Below are 19189 nucleotides of genomic sequence, written 5' to 3'. Positions count from 1 at the left end.
AAAACAGGCAATATAACAAGTAACTAAAAAAAAGAAAAAGATATGTACATTTCAACCAGAGCAGGCAAAAATCATGAAGCGGATTGTTTTATTTGAAAAACATAAATTGACGCGGGGCAGATTTTTCGTTACAATAGGTACGGACTGTTCAGCAAAAATCAAAGAAAACATAAAAAGGAAAAGAGGACAAGACTATGGCGAATCCAGTTGTTACATTTGAGATGGAGAACGGCGATATCATGAAAGCAGAGCTGTATCCGGAGATTGCGGCCAACACGGTTCGGAATTTTATTTCCCTTGTAAAGAAAGGGTATTACGACGGATTGATCTTTCACCGCGTGATCAGCGGCTTTATGATTCAGGGCGGATGTCCGGACGGAACCGGTATGGGTGGTCCCGGCTACAGCATCCGGGGAGAGTTTTCACAGAACGGATTTGAGAATCTTCTGGAGCATGACGCAGGAGTGCTGTCCATGGCACGTGCCATGCATCCGGATTCCGCAGGCTCCCAGTTTTTCATTATGCATAAGAAGTCATCCCATCTGGACGGGGCATATGCGGCATTTGGAAAAGTGACGGAGGGAATGGACGTGGTCGATCGGATTGCGGAGACCGCGACGGATTATCAGGACCGGCCTCTGGAAGCGCAGGTAATGAAAAAAGTGACTGTGGAGACCTTCGGTGGAGCATATCCGGAGCCGGAGACTCTGGCGGAATAAAGATGCCGGCAACTGCTACTTACTGGCCGGATGCCCGCCTCATCACTGAATTGGCCGGATGACGTGCGGCAGTGCGCGACACCGTGTGAACAGTAACACAGTAACTTTAATTTACAGAAATTTAAAAATGTAAGCATTGCATTTAGAAATTGCCTGCTATATACTAGAATGACAGAAGGACAGAATATGAAATGCGAGGGAATGAAAGTGGATGCGATTATTCGGGCAAAATTAAAAGAAATAGAACAGCGGGAGCAGGTCAGGATCATCTGGGCTGTAGAGGCCGGAAGCAGAGCCTGGGGATTTTCCTCCCCGAACAGTGATTATGATGTGCGTTTCATATATGTAAGAGATCCGAAGGAATATCTACGACTGGAGGAGATCCGGGACTCGATCGACGCGCAGCAGGACGACCTCCTGGATATGGAAGGGTGGGATCTGCGCAGGGTCCTGCGTCTCGTATACCGGTCCACGCCGGAGGTGCATGAGTGGTTCGCGTCGCCGACGATTTACCGGTCTACTCCGGAGGGGCTTGAGCTCCAGAAGATCCTGCCGGAATATTTCTCTGTGAAGAAGTGTGCCCGCAATTATCTTCACACGGCATCTCTGGACTTTCGGACGTATTTCCGGGATGACGAAGTCTGGCAGATCAAGTATTTTTACCTGCTCAGGCAGATGCTTCTGGCGAATTGGCTGCTGGAGGAGGGCAGTATGCCGCCCATGCTGTTTGAAGAACTGGTGAAGCGGAAGCTGGATGAGCAATGGAAGGATTACATATTAGAGCTTCTTCAAGAGAAGAGAGCTACATCAGAGCTGGGCAAGGCACAGAGAAATAAAAAACTGATCGACTATATAGAACAAAGCATCAGCAGGATGGATGAGGATGTTTCAGCGCTGAAGGACGAAGAAAAGAAATCATGGGAAATGCTGAATCAGTATTTCTACAGCGTATTGAAAAAATGAGGTCTATCATAGAGAAGAGATATAAAAAAGCATCTCCCGTGAATGACGCGGGGATGCTTTTTTTATCAAATTCATGCTTTTGTATGTAGAAAACCGTCGATGACAGCCTTTTTATATAGTATGAAGAAAAGCTGTCAGGAGCAGGTTTTCCACAGGTTTTCCTGTCATGAGGTCTGCGCCTCCTGTGCGGAAACCAGATAGTCGGCATAGCGTGCCGCTACATAAAGGTAATCAGACAAACGGTTCAGATACTGCATTGCCTTCGGATCTGCTCCGTAATTCACGGCTGCCTTCCGGAACCGCCGTTCGGCCCGTCTTGCGACTGCGCGTGCCATATCCAGGCGTGCGGACTGTTCACAGCCGCCGTACAGGACAGAGTCCTTGATTCTTGGAAACAAGCTCTCCATATGATCAATGCCTTCTTCCAAAATCAGAGTTTCTTCCTTACTGAAACGATGGTCGGGATTGCGAGGATCGGCGATCCCTGACATCATCTGCATCAGCTCCTGCTGTCTTCTGGCAAGTTCGTCATAAAGCGGATGATCGGCAATGACCTTTGCCAGCCCAATGGAACTGTTCAGCTCATCAATGGTGCCCAGAAGTTCGATCCTGTCATCGGACTTGGACACGCTGATGCCGTCCATCAGCGAAGTCTTCCCGCTGTCCCCCTTCTTGGTATAGATGCTCATAGCCATATCCCCTTATGGTACTTTATAATGATTGCAGACCACATCATACAGCGGTCTGTTTTATGTTTTGTATTGTATACCCAAAGGGTATCACATTCTGGCCATTCGGCCGTCTCGCAAGGTATACACAAAGGTATCCCGTTCTGGCCATTCGGCCTTATACAAGGTATACCGTCGTATCCAACATGACCTGTCAGCCGGACTGCTGGTGACGGTCATAAAATTTTCATAATTCATCGTCCCCCTTTTGTAATAATATAGTTTCTAAAAATTGATATACAAGCAACCATTTCATCAAAGAGTGAAACAGTTACTTATGTATATATTATATATCAAAGTTCTGCGGATGGCAATGTGGTTTGTAAAAAATACACAAAATTTTAATAAATGGTGAGGAATATATACAGGCATTACCTTCATATGAAGCGCGAAGCAGATTCACTTTTTCTTTAATTTTCTTAAGAAATTCTTTTGTTTGTTCTAACAGTCCGCTTTAGATATGTCCGGTAGAATAAGGATAATCAAAGAAAGGGGGCTGGCATTATGACGATCCAGACATTGACACAATTTTTTCTGCAGTACGGCGCGTTTTTTATATTCGTGATCGTGTTCCTGGAATACCTGAACCTTCCGGGCTTTCCGGCAGGGGTGATCATGCCGCTGGCGGGAATCTGGGCGGCAAGGGGAGAGATCAGCTTTCCGCTTGTACTGCTGATCTCCGTAGGCGCGGGACTGGCCGGGAGCTGGGTGCTGTATTTTCTGGGGCGGCTGGGAGGTCAGAAGCTGCTGGAATTCTACTTCAAAAAATTTCCAAAGCAGCGGCCCCTGATCGAGGACAAGATAAAAATGCTGCGGGAAAAGGGCGGCGCGGGTGTGTTTGTAAGCAAGCTGCTTCCCATGGTTCGTACACTGATCTCGATTCCGGCAGGAGTGGTGCGGATGGATTTCCGCGTGTACACGGTAAGCTCGGCTATGGGGGTATTCCTCTGGAACCTGGTATTTATCGGGGCAGGGTATTTCTTTGGGGAGGCGGCGATCAATGTACTGTCGTGACAATGATTGAACGATTTGACAATCCGGCAGTTTATTCGTATCATACTGGTATCGGCAGATGCGTGAATTTGATAAACAGTTCTGCCGGCTTATATAAAATTTTAGAATATTATTGACGGAACTGTTCAGTGAAAAAATACAGATGACAGCAGAGAGGACGGGCGAGATGGAGATTAATCATGTGTTGGTAGTAGAGGATGACAAGGAGATTCGGGAAGGGGTGCAGATCTATCTGCAGAGTCAGGGATACCAGGTTTTTCAGGCGGCGGACGGCGTGGAAGGGCTGGAGGTCCTGGAAAAAGAAGAGATCCATCTGGCGATCGTAGACATTATGATGCCCCGGATGGACGGAATCCGTATGACGATGAAGCTGCGGGAAAAGTACGATTTTCCGGTGATCATGCTTTCGGCGAAATCAGAAGAAGTGGATAAGGTCATGGGGCTCAATATCGGGGCGGACGACTATGTAACGAAACCGTTTACCCCGATGGAGCTGATGGCAAGGGTGAACTCCCAGCTCCGTCGTTACCGGAAATTTATGGAAAAGCTGGAACCCAAGGAAAATGTACATGTGATCGGCGGGCTGGAGATCAATGAGGATACGGTGGAGGTAACCATGGACGGAAATCCAGTGAAGCTGACGCCGATCGAATATAAGATCCTTCTGCTCCTGACAAAGAATCCGGGGCATGTATTTTCCGCGGAAGAGATCTATGAGCGGGTGTGGCAGGAAAAGGCCATCAATACAGATACGATCATGGTGCATGTCCGCAATATCCGTGAAAAAATCGAAGTAGACCCGAAAAATCCAAAATATTTGAAGGTGGTGTGGGGCGTTGGCTATAAAATTGAAAAACAGTCCTAGATTTGGAATTCTGTTGGCTGGAATCGTACTTTTATTTTCTTCATTTGCCATGATATCCTCCTATCCGGTGCTTGCGGATCTGATGGAACCGGAGCTGAAAGGCGACTTTGCGGCAGGCATCATGGAAGATTCTATGGATGAACTGCTGCGCGGCGGGTATTATCTGTATAATGAAGTGCATGAGAATCTGGAGCTGAATGAAGTGATGCAGCGTTTCGGGAGCGACAACTTTTTCCTGATGCGCAAATATATGGATTATGAAGTATTTTCCGGGGATTCGGAGGACGCGGACGGGGAAAAAGGCCTGCTAGGCAGAAGCAGTTCCGCTGACACGAAAAAGCTCCTGGAGCAGAATACGGATTATGGGCTTCGGATCGTGCTGGAGTATGATCGGAACGAAAACCTCAATACCGTGGAAGTGGATGGAACCTGCGCAAACGAGGATGAGCGGTACCGTCTGGAGCAGGGAGTATTTAACTGCCTGGATGAGCCCTATGATTATGTGAAAGGGGAGCGGATACAGTATTTTCTGACGGATCCCTCTTCGGTAAAGATCATTTATGCGTTTACGGAACAGAATCTGCAGAGATTTCTGCAGAATAATTATTTTTCCGGCGGCGTATACAATGCCAATGTGGAGATCCTGTCCAATATGAAGCCCTATCTGGTCTTTGAATGGGGCTTATGCTTTCTGGTCATGGCGGCCGCGCTTCTGATTCCCTGCAATAAGAATTGGGATTTGGGAAACTTCCCGGTTTTTAAAATGCCGTTTGAGGTGGTATTGCTTGCGGGCGCGTTTGCCGTTTCCATGGAACAATCCTTTGCTTCCGTTGTGTGGAATACACTGAACCATCGCCTGGCAGGTTTTATAGGCGATATGGGGATCCCGGAGCAGCTGAATTACGGTGTGGAAAAGCTCTTGAATCTGCTGATGTGGTTCTGTATCTTTGGAATGGCCTATTGGGGAACGACCTGTCTGCGGGCGATATTTACGATGAAGGGAAGGTATTGGAAGGAGCGTACCCTGACCGCGCGGATCCTTTATTGGGCGGAGGGACGCAAGGATGAGCTTGGCGAGCAGGTGCGGCAGGGCGCAGGAGAGGCTACGGGGCTGTTCAGGAGAATGTGGAAGGGAATCCGCGGCCTCCAGAAACGGATTTACGACGGTTTTCTGCATGTGGATATTACGGAGCAGGCGAATCATGTGATCTTTAAGATCGTCCTTGCGAATTTCATTGTCCTGACATTGATCAGCTGCTTCTGGTTTTACGGGATTTTTGCGCTTCTGCTGTATTCCGGGATTCTGTTTTTGTTCCTGCGCCGATATTTTTTCGATATCCAATGGAAATATCGGCTGCTGCTGGCATCCATGAACCTGCTTGCGGAGGGGAACCTGGATGCTCCGATCGAAGGGGATCTGGGAGTATTCAATCCGATGAAGACGGAGATCCAGAAGATTCAGAGAGGATTCAAGAAAGCGGTGGATGAGGAAGTGAAGAGCGAACGGATGAAGACCGAGCTGATCACCAACGTTTCCCATGACCTGAAAACACCGCTGACTGCGATCATAACCTATGTGGATCTGCTGAAAAAGGAGGAGGATCCGCAGAAGAGGAAGGAATATCTGGCAGTGCTGGAGAAGAAATCCCTTCGGCTGAAGGGATTGATTGAGGATCTGTTTGAGATCAGCAAAGCCACCAGCCGGAATGTGACGATGAATTTTATGAGAGCGGATGTGATAGAGCTTTTAAAGCAGGTGGGCCTGGAAAATGACAGCAGGATCCGGGAGGCGCGTCTGGATATCCGGTGGAGCCTGCCCGAGGAAAAGGTTGTGATGCTGCTGGACAGCCAGAAGGCATACCGTATTTTTGAAAATCTGATCGTGAATATCACAAAGTACGCAATGCCCCATACGAGAGTTTATATTGAGGTGAAGGATGAGGGGAATGAGGTTTTGATCTCCATGAAAAATGTGTCTGCGGCGGAGCTGGATTTTGACGCAAATGAGATCACGGACCGTTTTGTCCGCGGGGACGCGTCCAGAAATACGGAAGGTTCCGGCCTGGGGCTGGCGATTGCGAAGAGCTTTACGGAGCTGCATTACGGGACGTTGGAGGTGACAACGGAGGCGGATCTGTTTAAGGTCAATATCCGGCTTCCGAAGCGGACAGAGGAGTTTTCAACACGGAATCAACAGAAAAATGATGGGAAATCAACAAAATAGACTGACTTATCCCCCGCCTTTTTCTTGACTTTCCCGGCAATTGCGAGCACAATGGAGGAGCAGCAAGAAATGGAACGATTCAGAACGGCAGCGGACAGGTCTGCGGTCTGCCGTTCTGCATCGTTACCAGAAAATGAAAAAAAGAGGGAAGGAGAGTAGTTTATGCGCTATGAGATTAAAGGTGAGACACTTCCGGTTGTTCTCTGCTATCTGGACAACGGAGAGAGGATGATCACGGAGAGAGGATCCATGAGCTGGATGTCCCCGAATATGAAGATGGAGACAACATCCAACGGAGGAATCGGAAAGGCAATCGGGAGGATGTTTGCGGGAGAGGCCCTGTTCCAGAATGTGTATACGGCAATGGGCGGTTCCGGAATGATTGCGTTTGCCTCCAGTTTTCCGGGCAAGATCGTGGCTTATGATATCGGACCGGGCAGGGAACTGGTCGTTCAGAAGTCCGGATTCCTGGCATCGGAGGCAGGGGTAGACCTGTCCGTATTCTTTCAGAAGAAGTTCGGAGCCGGACTGTTCGGCGGGGAAGGCTTTATTATGCAGCGTCTGACCGGGCAGGGAACGGCATTTCTGGAATTTGACGGGCACATCGTGGAGTATGACCTGGAGCCGGGGCAGCAGATCGTGGTGGATACGGGATATCTTGCGGCGATGGAATCGACCTGCGGCATAGATGTCAGATCCGTGCCGGGTGTGAAGAATATGGTATTCGGCGGAGAAGGGATCTTTAATACGGTTATCAGCGGCCCGGGGCATATCTGGCTGCAGACCATGCCGATCTCCAATGTGGCGGGAGAGATCGCGCGGTTTATTCCGTCGAAGTAGGAAGACGGCGGGAGACTGTCCCTGAATGCGGACAAAGGATGCGGGAAGGGACGGATGGAAGGGCTGCCGTATGGATTTTGGACGGTCACCAGGCAGATCGGCCGGAAAGCTTTATGGCAGCACTGATTCATATACCATGAGAAAGAGCGCAGAACATACAGGAAGTTCCACGCTCTTTTCATTTTACCGATGTTCTAAGTGCAGATATTTTTCTCTGGTAGCAAGTCCGCCCCGGATATGCCGTTCGGATTTGTTCGTGTCCAGCACCCTGCGGGTCTGCGCCGCGAGTGCAGGATTGATCTGAAGGAGCCGCTCGGTAACATCTTTATGTACCGTACTTTTGCTGATCCCAAACTTCTTTGCCGTCTGCCGTACAGTGGAGTTGCTTTCTATGATATAATTGGCGATTTCTACGGCTCGTTCTTCAATATAATCTTTCAAGAAAATCCCCCTGCAAACCTTGTTTTTACAATGTATGAAAAACGGGGGAGGTTTATTACTCTATTCTTCCTTAGCTAGCAGGGCAGTTCCTCGTTTGCGTATTATTTTAGCTATAAAGGAAGAGCCACTGGATATAATTTATTGTATACACAGAAGGGGGAGTTGTGTTACGATAGGAAAGAGGTTACTGAGGGAAAGGAAGGATGAAATCATGAGGCGTATAGAATTGCCTGGATATGTATGCGGGGCAAAATGGATATGGATGAGTGCGGTTTTTCTGATCTGTGTCATGCTTTTTGGAGGGCATGCATCGGCAGAAGAGGAGATTCAGAGCACAGGAGCAAAAAAGGACGGCCCAGTGTGGTATATCGCTCTGGGGGACAGCATCCCGAACGGATACTATGGGACAGGTGAATCAGAAGTTACAAGTTACCCGATCCTCATTGCAGGTGATCTGCATAGCGTCAGCGGGAGAGAGATCTGGATCAGCCGGTTTACCAAAAACGGGCTGACGGCAAAAAAGCTCAATTCGACAATGCTTCTGGAGCCGGATGTTCAGCAGATGCTTTCGCAGGCGGAGCTGATCACACTGACGATCGGCTCCAATGACCTGATGAATGAATTTAAAAAGGTGTCCAGGGAGATCTTGAACAATCAGACTCGTTTTTACACGGCGGATGAAGCTCTGGCAGCCCTGCAGGATGGGATTGAGGAAAATCCTCTTCTCCTGATGAACATTGCTTCGGCAATAGGAAGCTGGGATTACTCCTCATTTGAGGATCAATGGGTACTTGCCATGGACACGATTGCCCTGTGCCGCAGAGAGGATGCCCAGATTGCGGTTACGACAATCTATAATCCGATGAAAGGGCGGGAGCTGCCTGGTACATTGAACGCGGTGGTAGAGAGTGTGATCTCCGGAATGAATGAGATCATATGGAAGTATGCGGAAGAATATGGATATCATGTGGTGGATCTCTTTGACTCGGGAATTGAGGACCTGACTCAGTCTGACGGGCTGCATCCCAATCAGGAGGGGCAGGATATGATCCGGATGTTGATGGAGAATGAACTGGATCTGAGCTTGTTCCAGAATCCGGAATCCGATGAGGAAGTGCTGAGAATGCAGAAGGAGCTGGAGGAGGCTGCCCAAAAGAAGGCGCGGGAAGCAGAACAGAAGCGGCAGCAGCAGCGCGGGAAGAGGGTTCTGATCGGAGTCGGGATCGGAGCAGCCGTATGCCTGGTGCTTGCGGGGATCCTCCTGCTGGTAAGAAGAAACCGGCGTAAGAAGGCTGTAACAGGAGAGCCGGAAGCGCAGGAAAAGTCAGAATTATCATAAGAATTTCATGTGCGGGAAAAGTACGGAAAAAAGAGCAAATTTTTATGCGGGCTTTTGCTTGACAGAACAGGAGCAAAGTGATAACATACAGATTCGATTGAGGAAAGAAGGGAATATTTGGAAGATTCATTTTAAAAGAAAGTAACTGGCTCCTTCTGTCCGCTTGGGCGGACGGCCCGGAGCATGATGAAGATGCAGCTTTTCAATGGAAGCGTAGGAGGGCATTATGGGAAGTGAAGATTACAGCAAGGCGTATCGATTGGGAAAAAAGGACTATCAGTCGCGGATGCTCCGCGGCGTGAGGCCTACTTTGCAGGTTTTGGATGATTTTATGCCGGAGAAGGGCTCTTATTCGGAAATGCCCCTCGGGCTGGTACAGATTCCCGCAGACCAGATCGTGGGGACGAAAACCGTCGGAAGAAGCAACTCCTTTGCGGGAAATTTTATGCCGATTCTGCGTGAGACCACGGAGTTTGCTTCGAAATGGGCTTCTTTAAGCACCAGCCATGTGGAGGAAGGAATCCGGGAGCCGATTAAGGCATATGAATATATGAACAAGTTCTACGTGGAGGAAGGAAATAAGCGGGTCAGCGTTATGAAATATTTCGGTGTTGTGTCCATTCCGGGCAACGTCACGCGGATCATTCCGAAGCGCACAGAGGAAAAGGAAAATAAAATATATTATGAATTTCTGGATTTTTACCGGTGCGCGCCCATTAACTATATCTGGTTTTCCCAGGAGGGCAGATTCGCGAAGCTGCAGGAAGCTGTCGGGAAAGAGCCGGAGGAAGAATGGACGAAGGATGAGCTGCTGAAATTCAGCTCCATTTATTCCAGGTTTTCCGGGGAATATCAGACGCAGGGCGGGAGCAAGCTGAGGATCACCGCAGGAGACGCGTTTCTGGCGTTCATCACATTATATGGATATGAGGACATCGACGAGAAGACGACCAGCGAATTGAAGGAATTGATGACAAAGAGCTGGGAGGAATTTGAGCTTCTTCAGGAGGAGCAGGTGGTGGACCTGAAGATGAAGCCCAATGAGGAAAAGAAGCCGCTCTTAAGCATCCTCCTGCCGCTGAGTATGCCGAAGCTCAAGATTGCGTTTATTTATGAAAAGACACCGGGAACCTCGGCGTGGGCCTACGCCCATGAGCTGGGGCGGCTGCATCTGGAGCAGGCATTTTCAGACGAGGTGCAGACGGTCAGCTATGAGAATGCGACCCTGGAAAATATCGAAGCTCTGCTGGCGGAGGCCATTGATTCAGGCTGCAACCTGATTTTTACGACTACGCCGTCCTTCGTACAGGCAAGTGTAAAGGCGGCCATTGCCAATCCGGAGATCCGAATCCTGAACTGCTCCTTGAACACATCTCACCGGTATATCCGTACATACTATTCACGGATGCATGAGGCGAAGTTTTTGATGGGGGCCATTGCCGGGGCGATGGCGGAAAACAACCGTATGACCTATATCGCGGATTATCCGATCTGCGGTTCCATTGCAAATATCAATGCGTTTGCCCTGGGAGCAAAGATGATCAACCCGCGGGCGGAGGTATTTCTGGAATGGTCCACATTGAAGGACGTGGACATTGATGAAAAGATCAGGAGCAACGGATCTTCCTGTATATCCGGACGGGATATGGTAATCCCGGAAGAAGCTTCCCGGTTCTACGGACTCTACCACCAGGAAGGAGGCTGGATGCGGAATCTTGCCATGCCGCTGTGGCACTGGGGCAAGTTTTACGAAAGGCTGATCCGGACGATCATGGACGGAACCTGGAAATATGACGACAACCCGGCATCTACCAAGGCCATCAACTACTGGTGGGGCATGTCGTCAGGGGTGATCGACGTGATCTGTTCCAAGAACCTTCCGATTGGAACAAAGCGCCTGGTTGAACTGCTGAGGGCGACCATCAGTTCCGATCTGTTTAACCCGTTTTCCGGTATTTTGTATTCCCAGACAGGGATCGTGCAGGGAGAACCGGACCGGATCCTGGCGCCGGAGGAGATCATGACCATGGACTGGCTGGCAGAGAATGTGATCGGTTCCATTCCGAAAAAGGAAGAGCTGAAGGAAGAGGCAAAACCTGTCATTGAGCAGCAGGGAGTACAGAAAAAGGAAGGTTAACTGACGTATGAAGATACTGGCGATCGCGGATGAAGAGTCCAAGTATCTGTGGGATTTTTACGAAAAAGGAAAATTGGACGGGATCGACCTGATCATCTCCTGCGGGGATCTGGATCCGAATTACCTTTCCTTCCTGGTGACTCTTTCTTCCGTACCGGTTCTGTATGTACACGGGAACCATGACAGCAAATATGAACGCATTCCGCCGGAGGGCTGTATCTGCATTGAGGATCAGATCTACGTCCATGAAGGGGTACGGATCCTCGGGCTGGGCGGCTCCATGCGCTATTGCTCCGGGCAGCATCAGTACACGGAGCGGGAGATGAAGCGCAGAGCCGCAAAACTGTGGTTCAAGCTGTTTCGTCATGGGGGCTTTGATATCCTGGTCACACACGCGCCCGCCTATCAGTTAAATGATGGGCGGGATTTGCCGCATCAGGGTTTTCAGGTATTTAAGACATTGATTGAAAAATACCGTCCCAAATTTTTCCTCCACGGGCACGTACATATGTCCTATGGAAGAAACCATAAGCGGTATGATAAATATCAGGATACCCATGTGATCAATGCATTTGAGCGGTGCGTGTTTGAATTTGAGGATGAAAACCCGAAGGAACATATTTTTTAAGCGCTGATTGAAACAAAAAGGAGAAGAACGCGTGATTCTGACGGAAAAATTGATACGTGATCACACTCTGGCCAGGGAAGAGTACGCGCGGCTTCTGGAAGCGTCCGGCGATCCGGAAGTACGCTCCAGGCTGTCGCGGGAAGCGGTCCGGCTCCGTAAGCTGTATTACGGAGATAAGGTCTTTACCAGAGGGCTGATCGAGTTTACCAATTATTGCAAAAATAACTGCTATTACTGCGGGATACGGTGCCAAAATCCGCATGCCAAAAGATATCGTCTGAGTCGGGAGGAGATCTTGGACTGCTGTGAAAACGGATATGGGCTGGGATTCCGGACCTTCGTGCTTCAGGGCGGGGAGGATCCTTTTTTTACAGATGAAAGGATGACGGAGATCATCCGGGAGATCAAGACACGCTATCCGGACTGCGCCCTGACCCTGTCCATCGGGGAAAGATCCTTTGAAAGCTACCGGAGGTTCCGGGAGGCGGGGGCGGACCGTTATCTGCTGCGGCATGAGACGGCGGATGAAGCGCACTACCGGAAGCTGCACCCGGAGAATCTGACGCTTGCCAATCGGAAGCGCTGTCTGAGGGATCTGAAAGCACTGGGATACCAGGTGGGCGCCGGTTTCATGGTAGGCTCTCCGGGACAGACCAGTGCAGAGCTTGCAGAGGATCTGTGCTTTCTGGAAGAGCTGCAGCCGGAGATGGTGGGGATCGGACCGTTTATTCCGCATCATGAAACACCGTTTGCGGAGGCGGAAGCGGGAAGCGTGGATCTGACGCTGTTTTTATTGTCGGTGATCCGGATCCTGCTGCCGAAGGTATTGCTCCCCGCAACCACCGCGCTGGGAACATTGGATCCCCGGGGCCGGGAAAAAGGGCTGCTGGCCGGAGCCAATGTGGTGATGCCTAATCTGTCTCCGGTAAAGAACAGGAAGCAGTATGACCTGTACGACAATAAGATCTGTACCGGAGAGGAAGCGGCAGAGTGCAGGGAGTGCCTGGCGCACCGGGTAGAGTCGGTGGGATACCGGCTGGTCACAGAGCGGGGGGATGCGGTTTCATAGCATTATACTGAGCGCAGCTCCCTCGGCGTCATGAGAAACTGCTTTTTAAACAGGCGGTTGAAGTTGGAGAGATTGTCAAACCCGGTCTCCTGGGAGATCTCCAATACCGTTTTATCCGTATGCTTCAATTCCAGAAAAGCCTTTTCCAGGCGGAACCGGTTGAGATAGCGGATAAAACTGGTCCCTGTCACCTGGCGGAACCAGCGCATGAAGTGGCTGGCGCTGTAACCGCATACATCAGCGGCTTCCTCCACTGTGAGGGGCCGCTGATAATTTTCTTCAATAAAATGAAGGATGGATTTGAGCCGGTCGATATTGGCGGGGAGCGGATGCTCCTGCTCGGCCGGGGCTGCCATCCGCAGCAAAATGGAAAATAATTTCATCATATCCGCTTTGATCTCCAGTTCATAACCGACCGGGCGGAGGCCGCACAGCATGTCGGCATTGTCGAGACAAGCGGAGATCTTATCATAACATGCATCTGCCGGGGTAATGCGCAGAGGCAGATGCAATTCATTTCTCAGCAGGGGGATCAGATATTTCTGGCTGCACAGGTCGATCACGCCGCTTCCTAAAAACGTCATGTCAAAAATAATATTTTCATATTCCATCCGAAACCCGTGCAGATGCCTTAACCCGTGGAGATGCCCGGGCGGTGCAAGGATAATATCACCTGCCTGGACTTCAAAAACAGACAGGTCCGCCTGCGCCGTGCCCCGTCCTTTTTTGATGTAGATGATCTCCATGGTATCCTGCCAGTGCAGCGGGACGGACGGAAAATCATCCGGGATCGTACAGGGATAGACGTTGTAGGGGAACAGAAAATCCGTGTGCTTTTTTGTCTCATGATATCCGTTTATGGAATTGTCTTGAATCGGGAAATATGTATCACTCATGATCGTATTGTATAATATGTTGCGTCAAAAGTACAAGTATTTTGTGACGGAATGTGGTAAAAAATAATCACAGGCTAAGGAACTGCGCAAAAATAACTTGCCTTTTTGCGCAGTTCCGAAAGTCCGCTGTAGATTTTGCCTGGAAAATCTGATGACAATACATGAGAGTTGAAAAAGATGATTTCATATGCGAAAGGAGTTTTGAGCCATGAAGACAAGATTGGAAGCAATTTGTAAAAAGTCGATCGCAGAGAGCAGTTATGAGGAAATTTATAAAGCGCTGATGACCATTATAAAGGAAGAGAGCAGGGCAAAGGAGAAGGCAGTCAGTGGCCGGAAGCTGTATTATATATCTGCGGAGTTTTTGATTGGGAAGCTGCTGAGCAATAACCTGATCAATCTGGGGATCTATGATGAGATGGATGCGCTCTTGAAGGAATCCGGAAAATCTCTGGCAGAGCTGGAAGAGATCGAGCCGGAGCCCAGTCTTGGAAACGGGGGACTGGGACGTCTGGCAGCCTGCTTCCTGGATTCTCTCGCAACGCTGGACCTGCCGGGGGACGGTGTGGGGCTGCGTTATCATTGCGGGCTGTTCCACCAGAATTTCCGGAATCATTTTCAAAATGAGACACCGGACTACTGGCTGAACGGCGCTCAGTGGGCCGAAGATACCGGGAAGACCTACCCGGTCAGCCTTGCCGGCAGGGAGTATGAGGCGCATCTGTACCGGCTGGATGTGACCGGCTATGACGGACGGACCAATAAGCTGAATCTGTTTGACCTGGATACGGTGGACGAGGGCATCATCTCGGAGGGGATTGATTTTGATAAGACAGAGATCGGCAAGAACCTGACCCTGTTTTTGTACCCGGATGACAGCGATGAGGAAGGCCGCAAGCTGCGTATCTACCAGCAGTACCTGATGGTCAGCGCCGGGGCGCAGATGATCCTGGAGGAATGCGAGGAGCGGGGCTGCAAACTTCACGACCTTGCGGATTACGCGGCCATCCAGATCAATGATACCCACCCGTCCATGGTGATCCCGGAGCTGATCCGGCTGCTTGAGGAAAAGGGGATCGAATTTGAAGAGGCGGCGGAGATCGTGACCAAAACCTGTGCGTATACGAATCATACCATTCTGGCGGAAGCATTGGAGAAATGGCCCGAAAGCTACCTGGAAGAGGTGGTTCCGCAGCTCATGCCCGTGATCCGCAAGCTGGATGAAGCGGTCAGGGAAAAAACGGACAGGGAAGATCTGGCGGTCATTGACAAGGGGCATCTGGTCCACATGGCGAATATGGACATTCATTTTACCCACAGTACAAACGGTGTGGCGGCCCTTCATACGGAGATCCTGAAGGAAAGCGAGCTGAACCAGTTTTATCAGCTTTATCCGGAGAAATTTAACAATAAGACCAATGGAATCACGTTCCGGCGGTGGCTCCTTTCCTGCAACCACGAGCTGGCAGATTATATCGAGAGCCTGATCGGGCCGGGCTTCAAGAAGAACGCGTCGGAGCTGAAAAAACTGGCTTCCTTTGCGGAGGATCATGGAGTCTTAAAGCGGCTGATGGAGATCAAGACTTCTAATAAAAAGAAGCTCTCCGAGTGGCTGTACAAAAAGCAGGGGGTTAAGCTGAATCCGGATTCGATCTTTTCCATTCAGTCCAAGCGCCTGCATGAGTATAAACGGCAGCAGTTGAACCTGCTGTATCTCATTCATCAGTATTTTGAGATCAAGAGCGGACACCTTCCGGCGGCGCCGATCACCGCGGTGTTCGGGGCAAAGGCGGCTCCGGCCTACATTACGGCAAAAAATATCATCCATGCGCTGCTGACCTTGTCGAAGGTGATTGAAAAGGATCCGGAGGTTTCCAAGTGGATCCAGATCGTGCTGGTCGAAAACTATAATGTGACTGCCGCGGAAAAGATGATCCCGGCCTGTGACCTGTCCGAGCAGATCAGCCTTGCTTCCAAGGAGGCGTCCGGCACCGGAAACATGAAGTTCATGCTGAACGGAGCGGTCACGCTTGGAACGCTGGACGGGGCAAATGTGGAGATCTCGGACTGTGTGGGAGGAGAGAACATCTATATCTTCGGGCAGAGCAGCAGGCAGGTGATCCGGCTCTATGAGAAAGGGGATTACTGTGCACGGGAATGGTATGAGACGGATCCCAATCTCCGGCGCGCGGTAGACTTTATCGACGGAGAGCGGATGCTGGCAGAAGGAGATGCGGGGAGTCTTAAGAGCCTGAAAAACGAACTGGTTGGAAAAGACTGGTTCCAGACATTCCCTGATTTTAACGCTTATGTTGTGCGCAAAAACCAGGCGGTCACGGACTATGCCGTGAACCCGGAGAAATGGGCGAGGATGGCGCTGATCAATATCAGCGAGGCGGGATACTTCTCTTCGGACCGGACGATCGCGGAGTATAATGAGGATATCTGGCATCTGGGATGACAAGGGTACCTGTTGTAACGGCCGCGGCCCATAAGGAAAGATTGCAAAAATTATGACGACTGCCATGTAAATGGCAAAAATAAAAAATGCTATGTAAGAGGTCTGCAATAGGGGGATAGAATTAGATCCCCCTATTATTTTTTTGAAAAATGCATTGACATTCAATCTTAATGGGAAAGAGCCGGGAATCAATGAACGGTTTGATTATGTCGCCAGAACCCAGGAGAGGCTTGCATCTTGTAGCAGGCTGCATTTATCGGAAGAGGCTGCGTGGAATAAAAAGGATTTGGATTTTGTGCTCGGGTTCACGGAAAATCATGCCGGGGCGGATCGGATTGGAACCTACGCCTTGTCCTGACAAAAATATCAGGCACATTATTCACCATTATATACGCAATGCTGTACTAGCCCGAGTTTTTGGCAAATTTAAGGCATCAGCCTGACCGCAAATAGAAAGACGCCAAAAATTCAGTTCGGATTTTTGGCGTCTTTTTTGGCCTTGTATATTATTTTTCTGAAAAATGGTATTGACTATTCTTTTGTGTTCATATACAATTTATACTAAGAATATTTAATACAAAAAGAGGCGATGGAATGCTAACTAATTTTTTGCTGATTATGTCACTTTCGGGAAGTGTTATTTTGCTCTTGTATCTACTCGTATCTCCAATTGCGAAAAGGTATTTTTCATTGGCATGGAGATATCGTATTTTAAAGATCGCGCTCGCTTTTTATCTGATTCCGTTTCCGGCTGTCTTACCTGAAATCAGGGATTCGATATTTGGCTTCTGTCCGCTGGCGGTTAATCTGTTAAGCCGGCCGGTCAGCCTTATGAACACAAGCTATGCAATTTATGCAGATGGTGGTTCCTTATATGTATCATCAGGGTTGGAAAAAATGCTCATATTCATACTGGGTATGGGAGTTCTCTCATTTGCGGTTATTTCGTGGTATGCCCTTCGATATTGGAAAATGAGAAAAATATGTCTGAACTATTCAGATATACCAGTAGGGCAGGAGCAGCAGGATATGTTTCATGCGATAAAAAATGAATTGGACATCAGAAGGAACGTAAAGCTTTTATGCTCTGAATACTGTAAGGCACCAGTCACGATGGGAATCTCTTCCCCAACGGTCATAATACCTCCATGGAACCGGGATGAGGCTGGCCAGGACTTATATCGTGATGTGCTAAAGCATGAGCTGGTACATATTAAGAATAGGGATGTCCTTATAAGATTTTTAGGTATGGCGGCTATAGCAGTCCATTGGTTCAATCCGTTTACATATATCCTGTACAATGAGATTTTAAATATCAGTGAGATATATTGTGACAGTATTGTGTTGAGAGGAAAAGAAGAACAAGAGCGCAAAGCATATGGCGAATTGCTTCTGAAGCTTGCGGTACAGAAAAGTATGGCCAGTAATGAGTTTGCCGCTGGAATTTTAGGTGGAAATAGTAAGAGAGCTTTCAAAAGGAGGATTGTAGAAATGAAAACGGTTAGAAAAAACAGAAGAATTTTGTCTGCGCTGATGACGGCATTGATCTCTCTAATGGGCGGGCTTACAGTCTGCGCGTATGATCCGCCGGTGAATATAACGGATCATGGGCCTGTCTACGCTGAGCAGGGATTTGATTTCCAGTTTACCGTGGGGGAATTAAAGCTGGAGGTTGAAGAACTTCCATATGAGCAGTTCTTTGTTGACGATGCCGGAAATGTATATGAGATAAAGGGCGATAGCAATGATACAAGGGCCGCCTGCAAACACAAATATGTTGCGGGGACAACAACATCCCATAGTAAAAACAGCAGCGGAGACTGTTCGGCGACAATTTATGAAGCGCAGAGGTGTACTTCTTGCGGCTATGTAAAAACAGGTGATGAAATTATGCTGAAATGGTATGGAAAATGTCCGCATTGATGAAGGAAAGGGGAAGATTGTATGGGAAGAAATTACGGATTGTCTAATACGGAAATGCTGATTATGGAGCTGCTGTGGCGGACGGGGGAACCTATGTCTTTTAAAGAGATCATGGACGTAGCACAGAATGAATGGAAAAAAACATGGAAAGCGCAAACTTTAAACACGTATTTGATCAATTTGCAAAAAATCAAAATGGTAGGAACAGACCGGAGCTCTACACATTATATGTATTATGCATTGTGTAGCAAGGAGGAGCTGATCCATAACTGGACGCGGCATTTGGTAGAGGAATGCTTTGACAATTCCATCAGCCGGCTATTTGCTGCCTTTATAGGCGACAAAAAACTCTCCGAGGAAGAGGCAGAGGAATTGAGAAGGATGATATGAAAGATTTTGCAGAGAGTTTGAGAGGAAATTAAGAAAGAGGGTGATGTGAATGAGATATGCTATAGAAAATCGAGACAAGACATATGGAGTTGCAGACTCAGGTTTTCTATGAAAAAATGTGGCAATAAACGAACAGTTTGATTTTATTTGTAAACTTAATAATATTATTTAAAAGCATAGAAAAATTAGGAGTGATAATTATGACCAGAAATATTACAGAAAATCTATTAATAAATAACGTTTTATATAAGCAAGTTTTTCAGAAAGAAGATGTGGCAGAGAATACAACACAGCAGGAAAAGGCTTCTGATTTGTCACAAATGCAGAAGCGATACGACATAATAGAATATCAAGATAGTGAAGATTCAGCCGGAATTTATGAATTGAAAAAAGATGGAAGCGGGGTATTGCAGATCAGATTTAATCATCCCGAAGACGAAGATTCTAATGTATCCTAAACTCCCGATAAATTATACACATAATCTAGTATAAAAGTGTTGAGAACCCGTATAAATACTGATGTTTTTTACTTTTTTCTATTTACAAATCCGT

Annotated in this window: 17 protein-coding genes; 14 read left to right on the top strand and 3 right to left on the bottom strand. The window is 48.5% G+C overall.

Annotated elements, in window-relative coordinates; genetic code table 11:
• Positions 1-194 precede the first annotated feature (194 nt).
• Together ACTOY7_RS14780 and ACTOY7_RS14775 are read left to right on the top strand one after the other, a co-directional pair.
• Positions 195-719, top strand: coding sequence for a peptidylprolyl isomerase (locus ACTOY7_RS14780; protein ID WP_160281614.1), 525 nt, complete (start codon positions 195-197; stop codon positions 717-719).
• A gap of 186 nt (positions 720-905) precedes the next feature.
• Complete coding sequence (locus ACTOY7_RS14775; RefSeq protein WP_482671664.1) at positions 906-1682, top strand: nucleotidyltransferase domain-containing protein; 777 nt, start codon at positions 906-908, stop codon at positions 1680-1682.
• Between the two features lie 164 nt (positions 1683-1846).
• On the opposite strand, the gene ACTOY7_RS14770 is transcribed toward ACTOY7_RS14775, so the two are convergent.
• Positions 1847-2371 (bottom strand): cob(I)yrinic acid a,c-diamide adenosyltransferase, encoded by a 525-nt coding sequence (locus tag ACTOY7_RS14770; protein WP_160281613.1) that lies wholly within the window; start codon positions 2369-2371, stop codon positions 1847-1849.
• 543 nt (positions 2372-2914) lie between these two features.
• Between ACTOY7_RS14770 and ACTOY7_RS14765 the strand changes: the two genes are divergently transcribed.
• The 4 genes from ACTOY7_RS14765 (at position 2915) to ACTOY7_RS14750 (ending at position 7353) form a co-directional block, all read left to right on the top strand.
• Positions 2915-3424, top strand: a complete 510-nt coding sequence (locus tag ACTOY7_RS14765) for a DedA family protein (protein ID WP_160281612.1) — start codon at positions 2915-2917, stop codon at positions 3422-3424.
• Positions 3425-3590: 166 nt separating this feature from the next.
• A complete protein-coding gene (locus ACTOY7_RS14760) occupies positions 3591-4289 on the top strand; it encodes a response regulator transcription factor (protein WP_160281611.1) in 699 nt (232 codons plus the stop codon).
• Positions 4261-6513: a sensor histidine kinase gene (locus ACTOY7_RS14755; protein WP_482672474.1), complete on the top strand. Its 2253-nt coding sequence runs from the start codon at positions 4261-4263 to the stop codon at positions 6511-6513. The genes ACTOY7_RS14760 and ACTOY7_RS14755 overlap by 29 nt, the downstream gene beginning before the upstream one ends.
• A 162-nt stretch (positions 6514-6675) precedes the next feature.
• A complete protein-coding gene (locus tag ACTOY7_RS14750) occupies positions 6676-7353 on the top strand; it encodes a TIGR00266 family protein (protein WP_300884123.1) in 678 nt (225 codons plus the stop codon).
• A gap of 183 nt (positions 7354-7536) precedes the next feature.
• Here ACTOY7_RS14750 and spoIIID read toward each other — a convergent pair whose 3' ends face one another.
• Positions 7537-7794, bottom strand: a complete 258-nt coding sequence (spoIIID, locus tag ACTOY7_RS14745; RefSeq protein ID WP_160281608.1) for a sporulation transcriptional regulator SpoIIID — start codon at positions 7792-7794, stop codon at positions 7537-7539.
• A 211-nt stretch (positions 7795-8005) separates the two neighbouring features.
• Between spoIIID and ACTOY7_RS14740 the strand changes: the two genes are divergently transcribed.
• The 4 genes from ACTOY7_RS14740 to hydE all read left to right on the top strand — a co-directional run bounded on the left by ACTOY7_RS14740 (position 8006) and on the right by hydE (position 12967).
• Positions 8006-9133 (top strand): SGNH/GDSL hydrolase family protein, encoded by a 1128-nt coding sequence (locus tag ACTOY7_RS14740; RefSeq protein ID WP_482671622.1) that lies wholly within the window; start codon positions 8006-8008, stop codon positions 9131-9133.
• A 226-nt stretch (positions 9134-9359) separates the two neighbouring features.
• Positions 9360-11270, top strand: coding sequence for a BMP family ABC transporter substrate-binding protein (locus tag ACTOY7_RS14735; RefSeq protein ID WP_482671621.1), 1911 nt, complete (start codon positions 9360-9362; stop codon positions 11268-11270).
• A 7-nt stretch (positions 11271-11277) separates the two neighbouring features.
• Positions 11278-11898, top strand: a complete 621-nt coding sequence (locus ACTOY7_RS14730; RefSeq protein ID WP_160281605.1) for a metallophosphoesterase family protein — start codon at positions 11278-11280, stop codon at positions 11896-11898.
• 31 nt (positions 11899-11929) lie between these two features.
• The gene (gene hydE, locus ACTOY7_RS14725) at positions 11930-12967 is read left to right on the top strand and encodes a [FeFe] hydrogenase H-cluster radical SAM maturase HydE (protein ID WP_160281604.1); all 1038 of its coding nucleotides are present in this window, start codon (positions 11930-11932) and stop codon (positions 12965-12967) included.
• Between the two features lie 2 nt (positions 12968-12969).
• On the opposite strand, the gene ACTOY7_RS14720 is transcribed toward hydE, so the two are convergent.
• Complete coding sequence (locus ACTOY7_RS14720) at positions 12970-13863, bottom strand: helix-turn-helix transcriptional regulator (protein ID WP_482671620.1); 894 nt, start codon at positions 13861-13863, stop codon at positions 12970-12972.
• A gap of 208 nt (positions 13864-14071) precedes the next feature.
• Between ACTOY7_RS14720 and ACTOY7_RS14715 the strand changes: the two genes are divergently transcribed.
• The 4 genes from ACTOY7_RS14715 (at position 14072) to ACTOY7_RS14700 (ending at position 19095) form a co-directional block, all read left to right on the top strand.
• Positions 14072-16324, top strand: coding sequence for a glycogen/starch/alpha-glucan phosphorylase (locus ACTOY7_RS14715; RefSeq protein ID WP_482671619.1), 2253 nt, complete (start codon positions 14072-14074; stop codon positions 16322-16324).
• A 594-nt stretch (positions 16325-16918) separates the two neighbouring features.
• Positions 16919-18247: a M56 family metallopeptidase gene (locus ACTOY7_RS14710; protein WP_482671618.1), complete on the top strand. Its 1329-nt coding sequence runs from the start codon at positions 16919-16921 to the stop codon at positions 18245-18247.
• 21 nt (positions 18248-18268) lie between these two features.
• Positions 18269-18637 (top strand): BlaI/MecI/CopY family transcriptional regulator, encoded by a 369-nt coding sequence (locus tag ACTOY7_RS14705; protein WP_160281599.1) that lies wholly within the window; start codon positions 18269-18271, stop codon positions 18635-18637.
• A gap of 200 nt (positions 18638-18837) precedes the next feature.
• The gene (locus tag ACTOY7_RS14700; protein WP_482671617.1) at positions 18838-19095 is read left to right on the top strand and encodes a hypothetical protein; all 258 of its coding nucleotides are present in this window, start codon (positions 18838-18840) and stop codon (positions 19093-19095) included.
• Positions 19096-19189 lie beyond the last annotated feature (94 nt).

The sequence above is a fragment of the Schaedlerella sp. genome, assembly GCF_056796775.1.
Note: the sequence above shows the minus strand (reverse complement) of the source record. Positions and strands in the feature narration are given on the sequence as shown.

Excerpts from the sequence above, each read along its gene's own strand:
- ACTOY7_RS14780 (WP_160281614.1), top strand. The coding sequence starts at position 195 with ATGGCGAATCCAGTTGTTACATTTGAGATGGAGAACGGCGATATCATG.
- ACTOY7_RS14775 (WP_482671664.1), top strand. The coding sequence starts at position 906 with ATGAAATGCGAGGGAATGAAAGTGGATGCGATTATTCGGGCAAAATTA.
- ACTOY7_RS14770 (WP_160281613.1), bottom strand. The coding sequence starts at position 2,371 with ATGAGCATCTATACCAAGAAGGGGGACAGCGGGAAGACTTCGCTGATG.
- ACTOY7_RS14765 (WP_160281612.1), top strand. The coding sequence starts at position 2,915 with ATGACGATCCAGACATTGACACAATTTTTTCTGCAGTACGGCGCGTTT.
- ACTOY7_RS14760 (WP_160281611.1), top strand. The coding sequence starts at position 3,591 with ATGGAGATTAATCATGTGTTGGTAGTAGAGGATGACAAGGAGATTCGG.
- ACTOY7_RS14750 (WP_300884123.1), top strand. The coding sequence starts at position 6,676 with ATGCGCTATGAGATTAAAGGTGAGACACTTCCGGTTGTTCTCTGCTAT.
- ACTOY7_RS14740 (WP_482671622.1), top strand. The coding sequence starts at position 8,006 with ATGAGGCGTATAGAATTGCCTGGATATGTATGCGGGGCAAAATGGATA.
- ACTOY7_RS14735 (WP_482671621.1), top strand. The coding sequence starts at position 9,360 with ATGGGAAGTGAAGATTACAGCAAGGCGTATCGATTGGGAAAAAAGGAC.
- ACTOY7_RS14730 (WP_160281605.1), top strand. The coding sequence starts at position 11,278 with ATGAAGATACTGGCGATCGCGGATGAAGAGTCCAAGTATCTGTGGGAT.
- ACTOY7_RS14720 (WP_482671620.1), bottom strand. The coding sequence starts at position 13,863 with ATGAGTGATACATATTTCCCGATTCAAGACAATTCCATAAACGGATAT.
- ACTOY7_RS14715 (WP_482671619.1), top strand. The coding sequence starts at position 14,072 with ATGAAGACAAGATTGGAAGCAATTTGTAAAAAGTCGATCGCAGAGAGC.
- ACTOY7_RS14710 (WP_482671618.1), top strand. The coding sequence starts at position 16,919 with ATGCTAACTAATTTTTTGCTGATTATGTCACTTTCGGGAAGTGTTATT.
- ACTOY7_RS14705 (WP_160281599.1), top strand. The coding sequence starts at position 18,269 with ATGGGAAGAAATTACGGATTGTCTAATACGGAAATGCTGATTATGGAG.
- ACTOY7_RS14700 (WP_482671617.1), top strand. The coding sequence starts at position 18,838 with ATGACCAGAAATATTACAGAAAATCTATTAATAAATAACGTTTTATAT.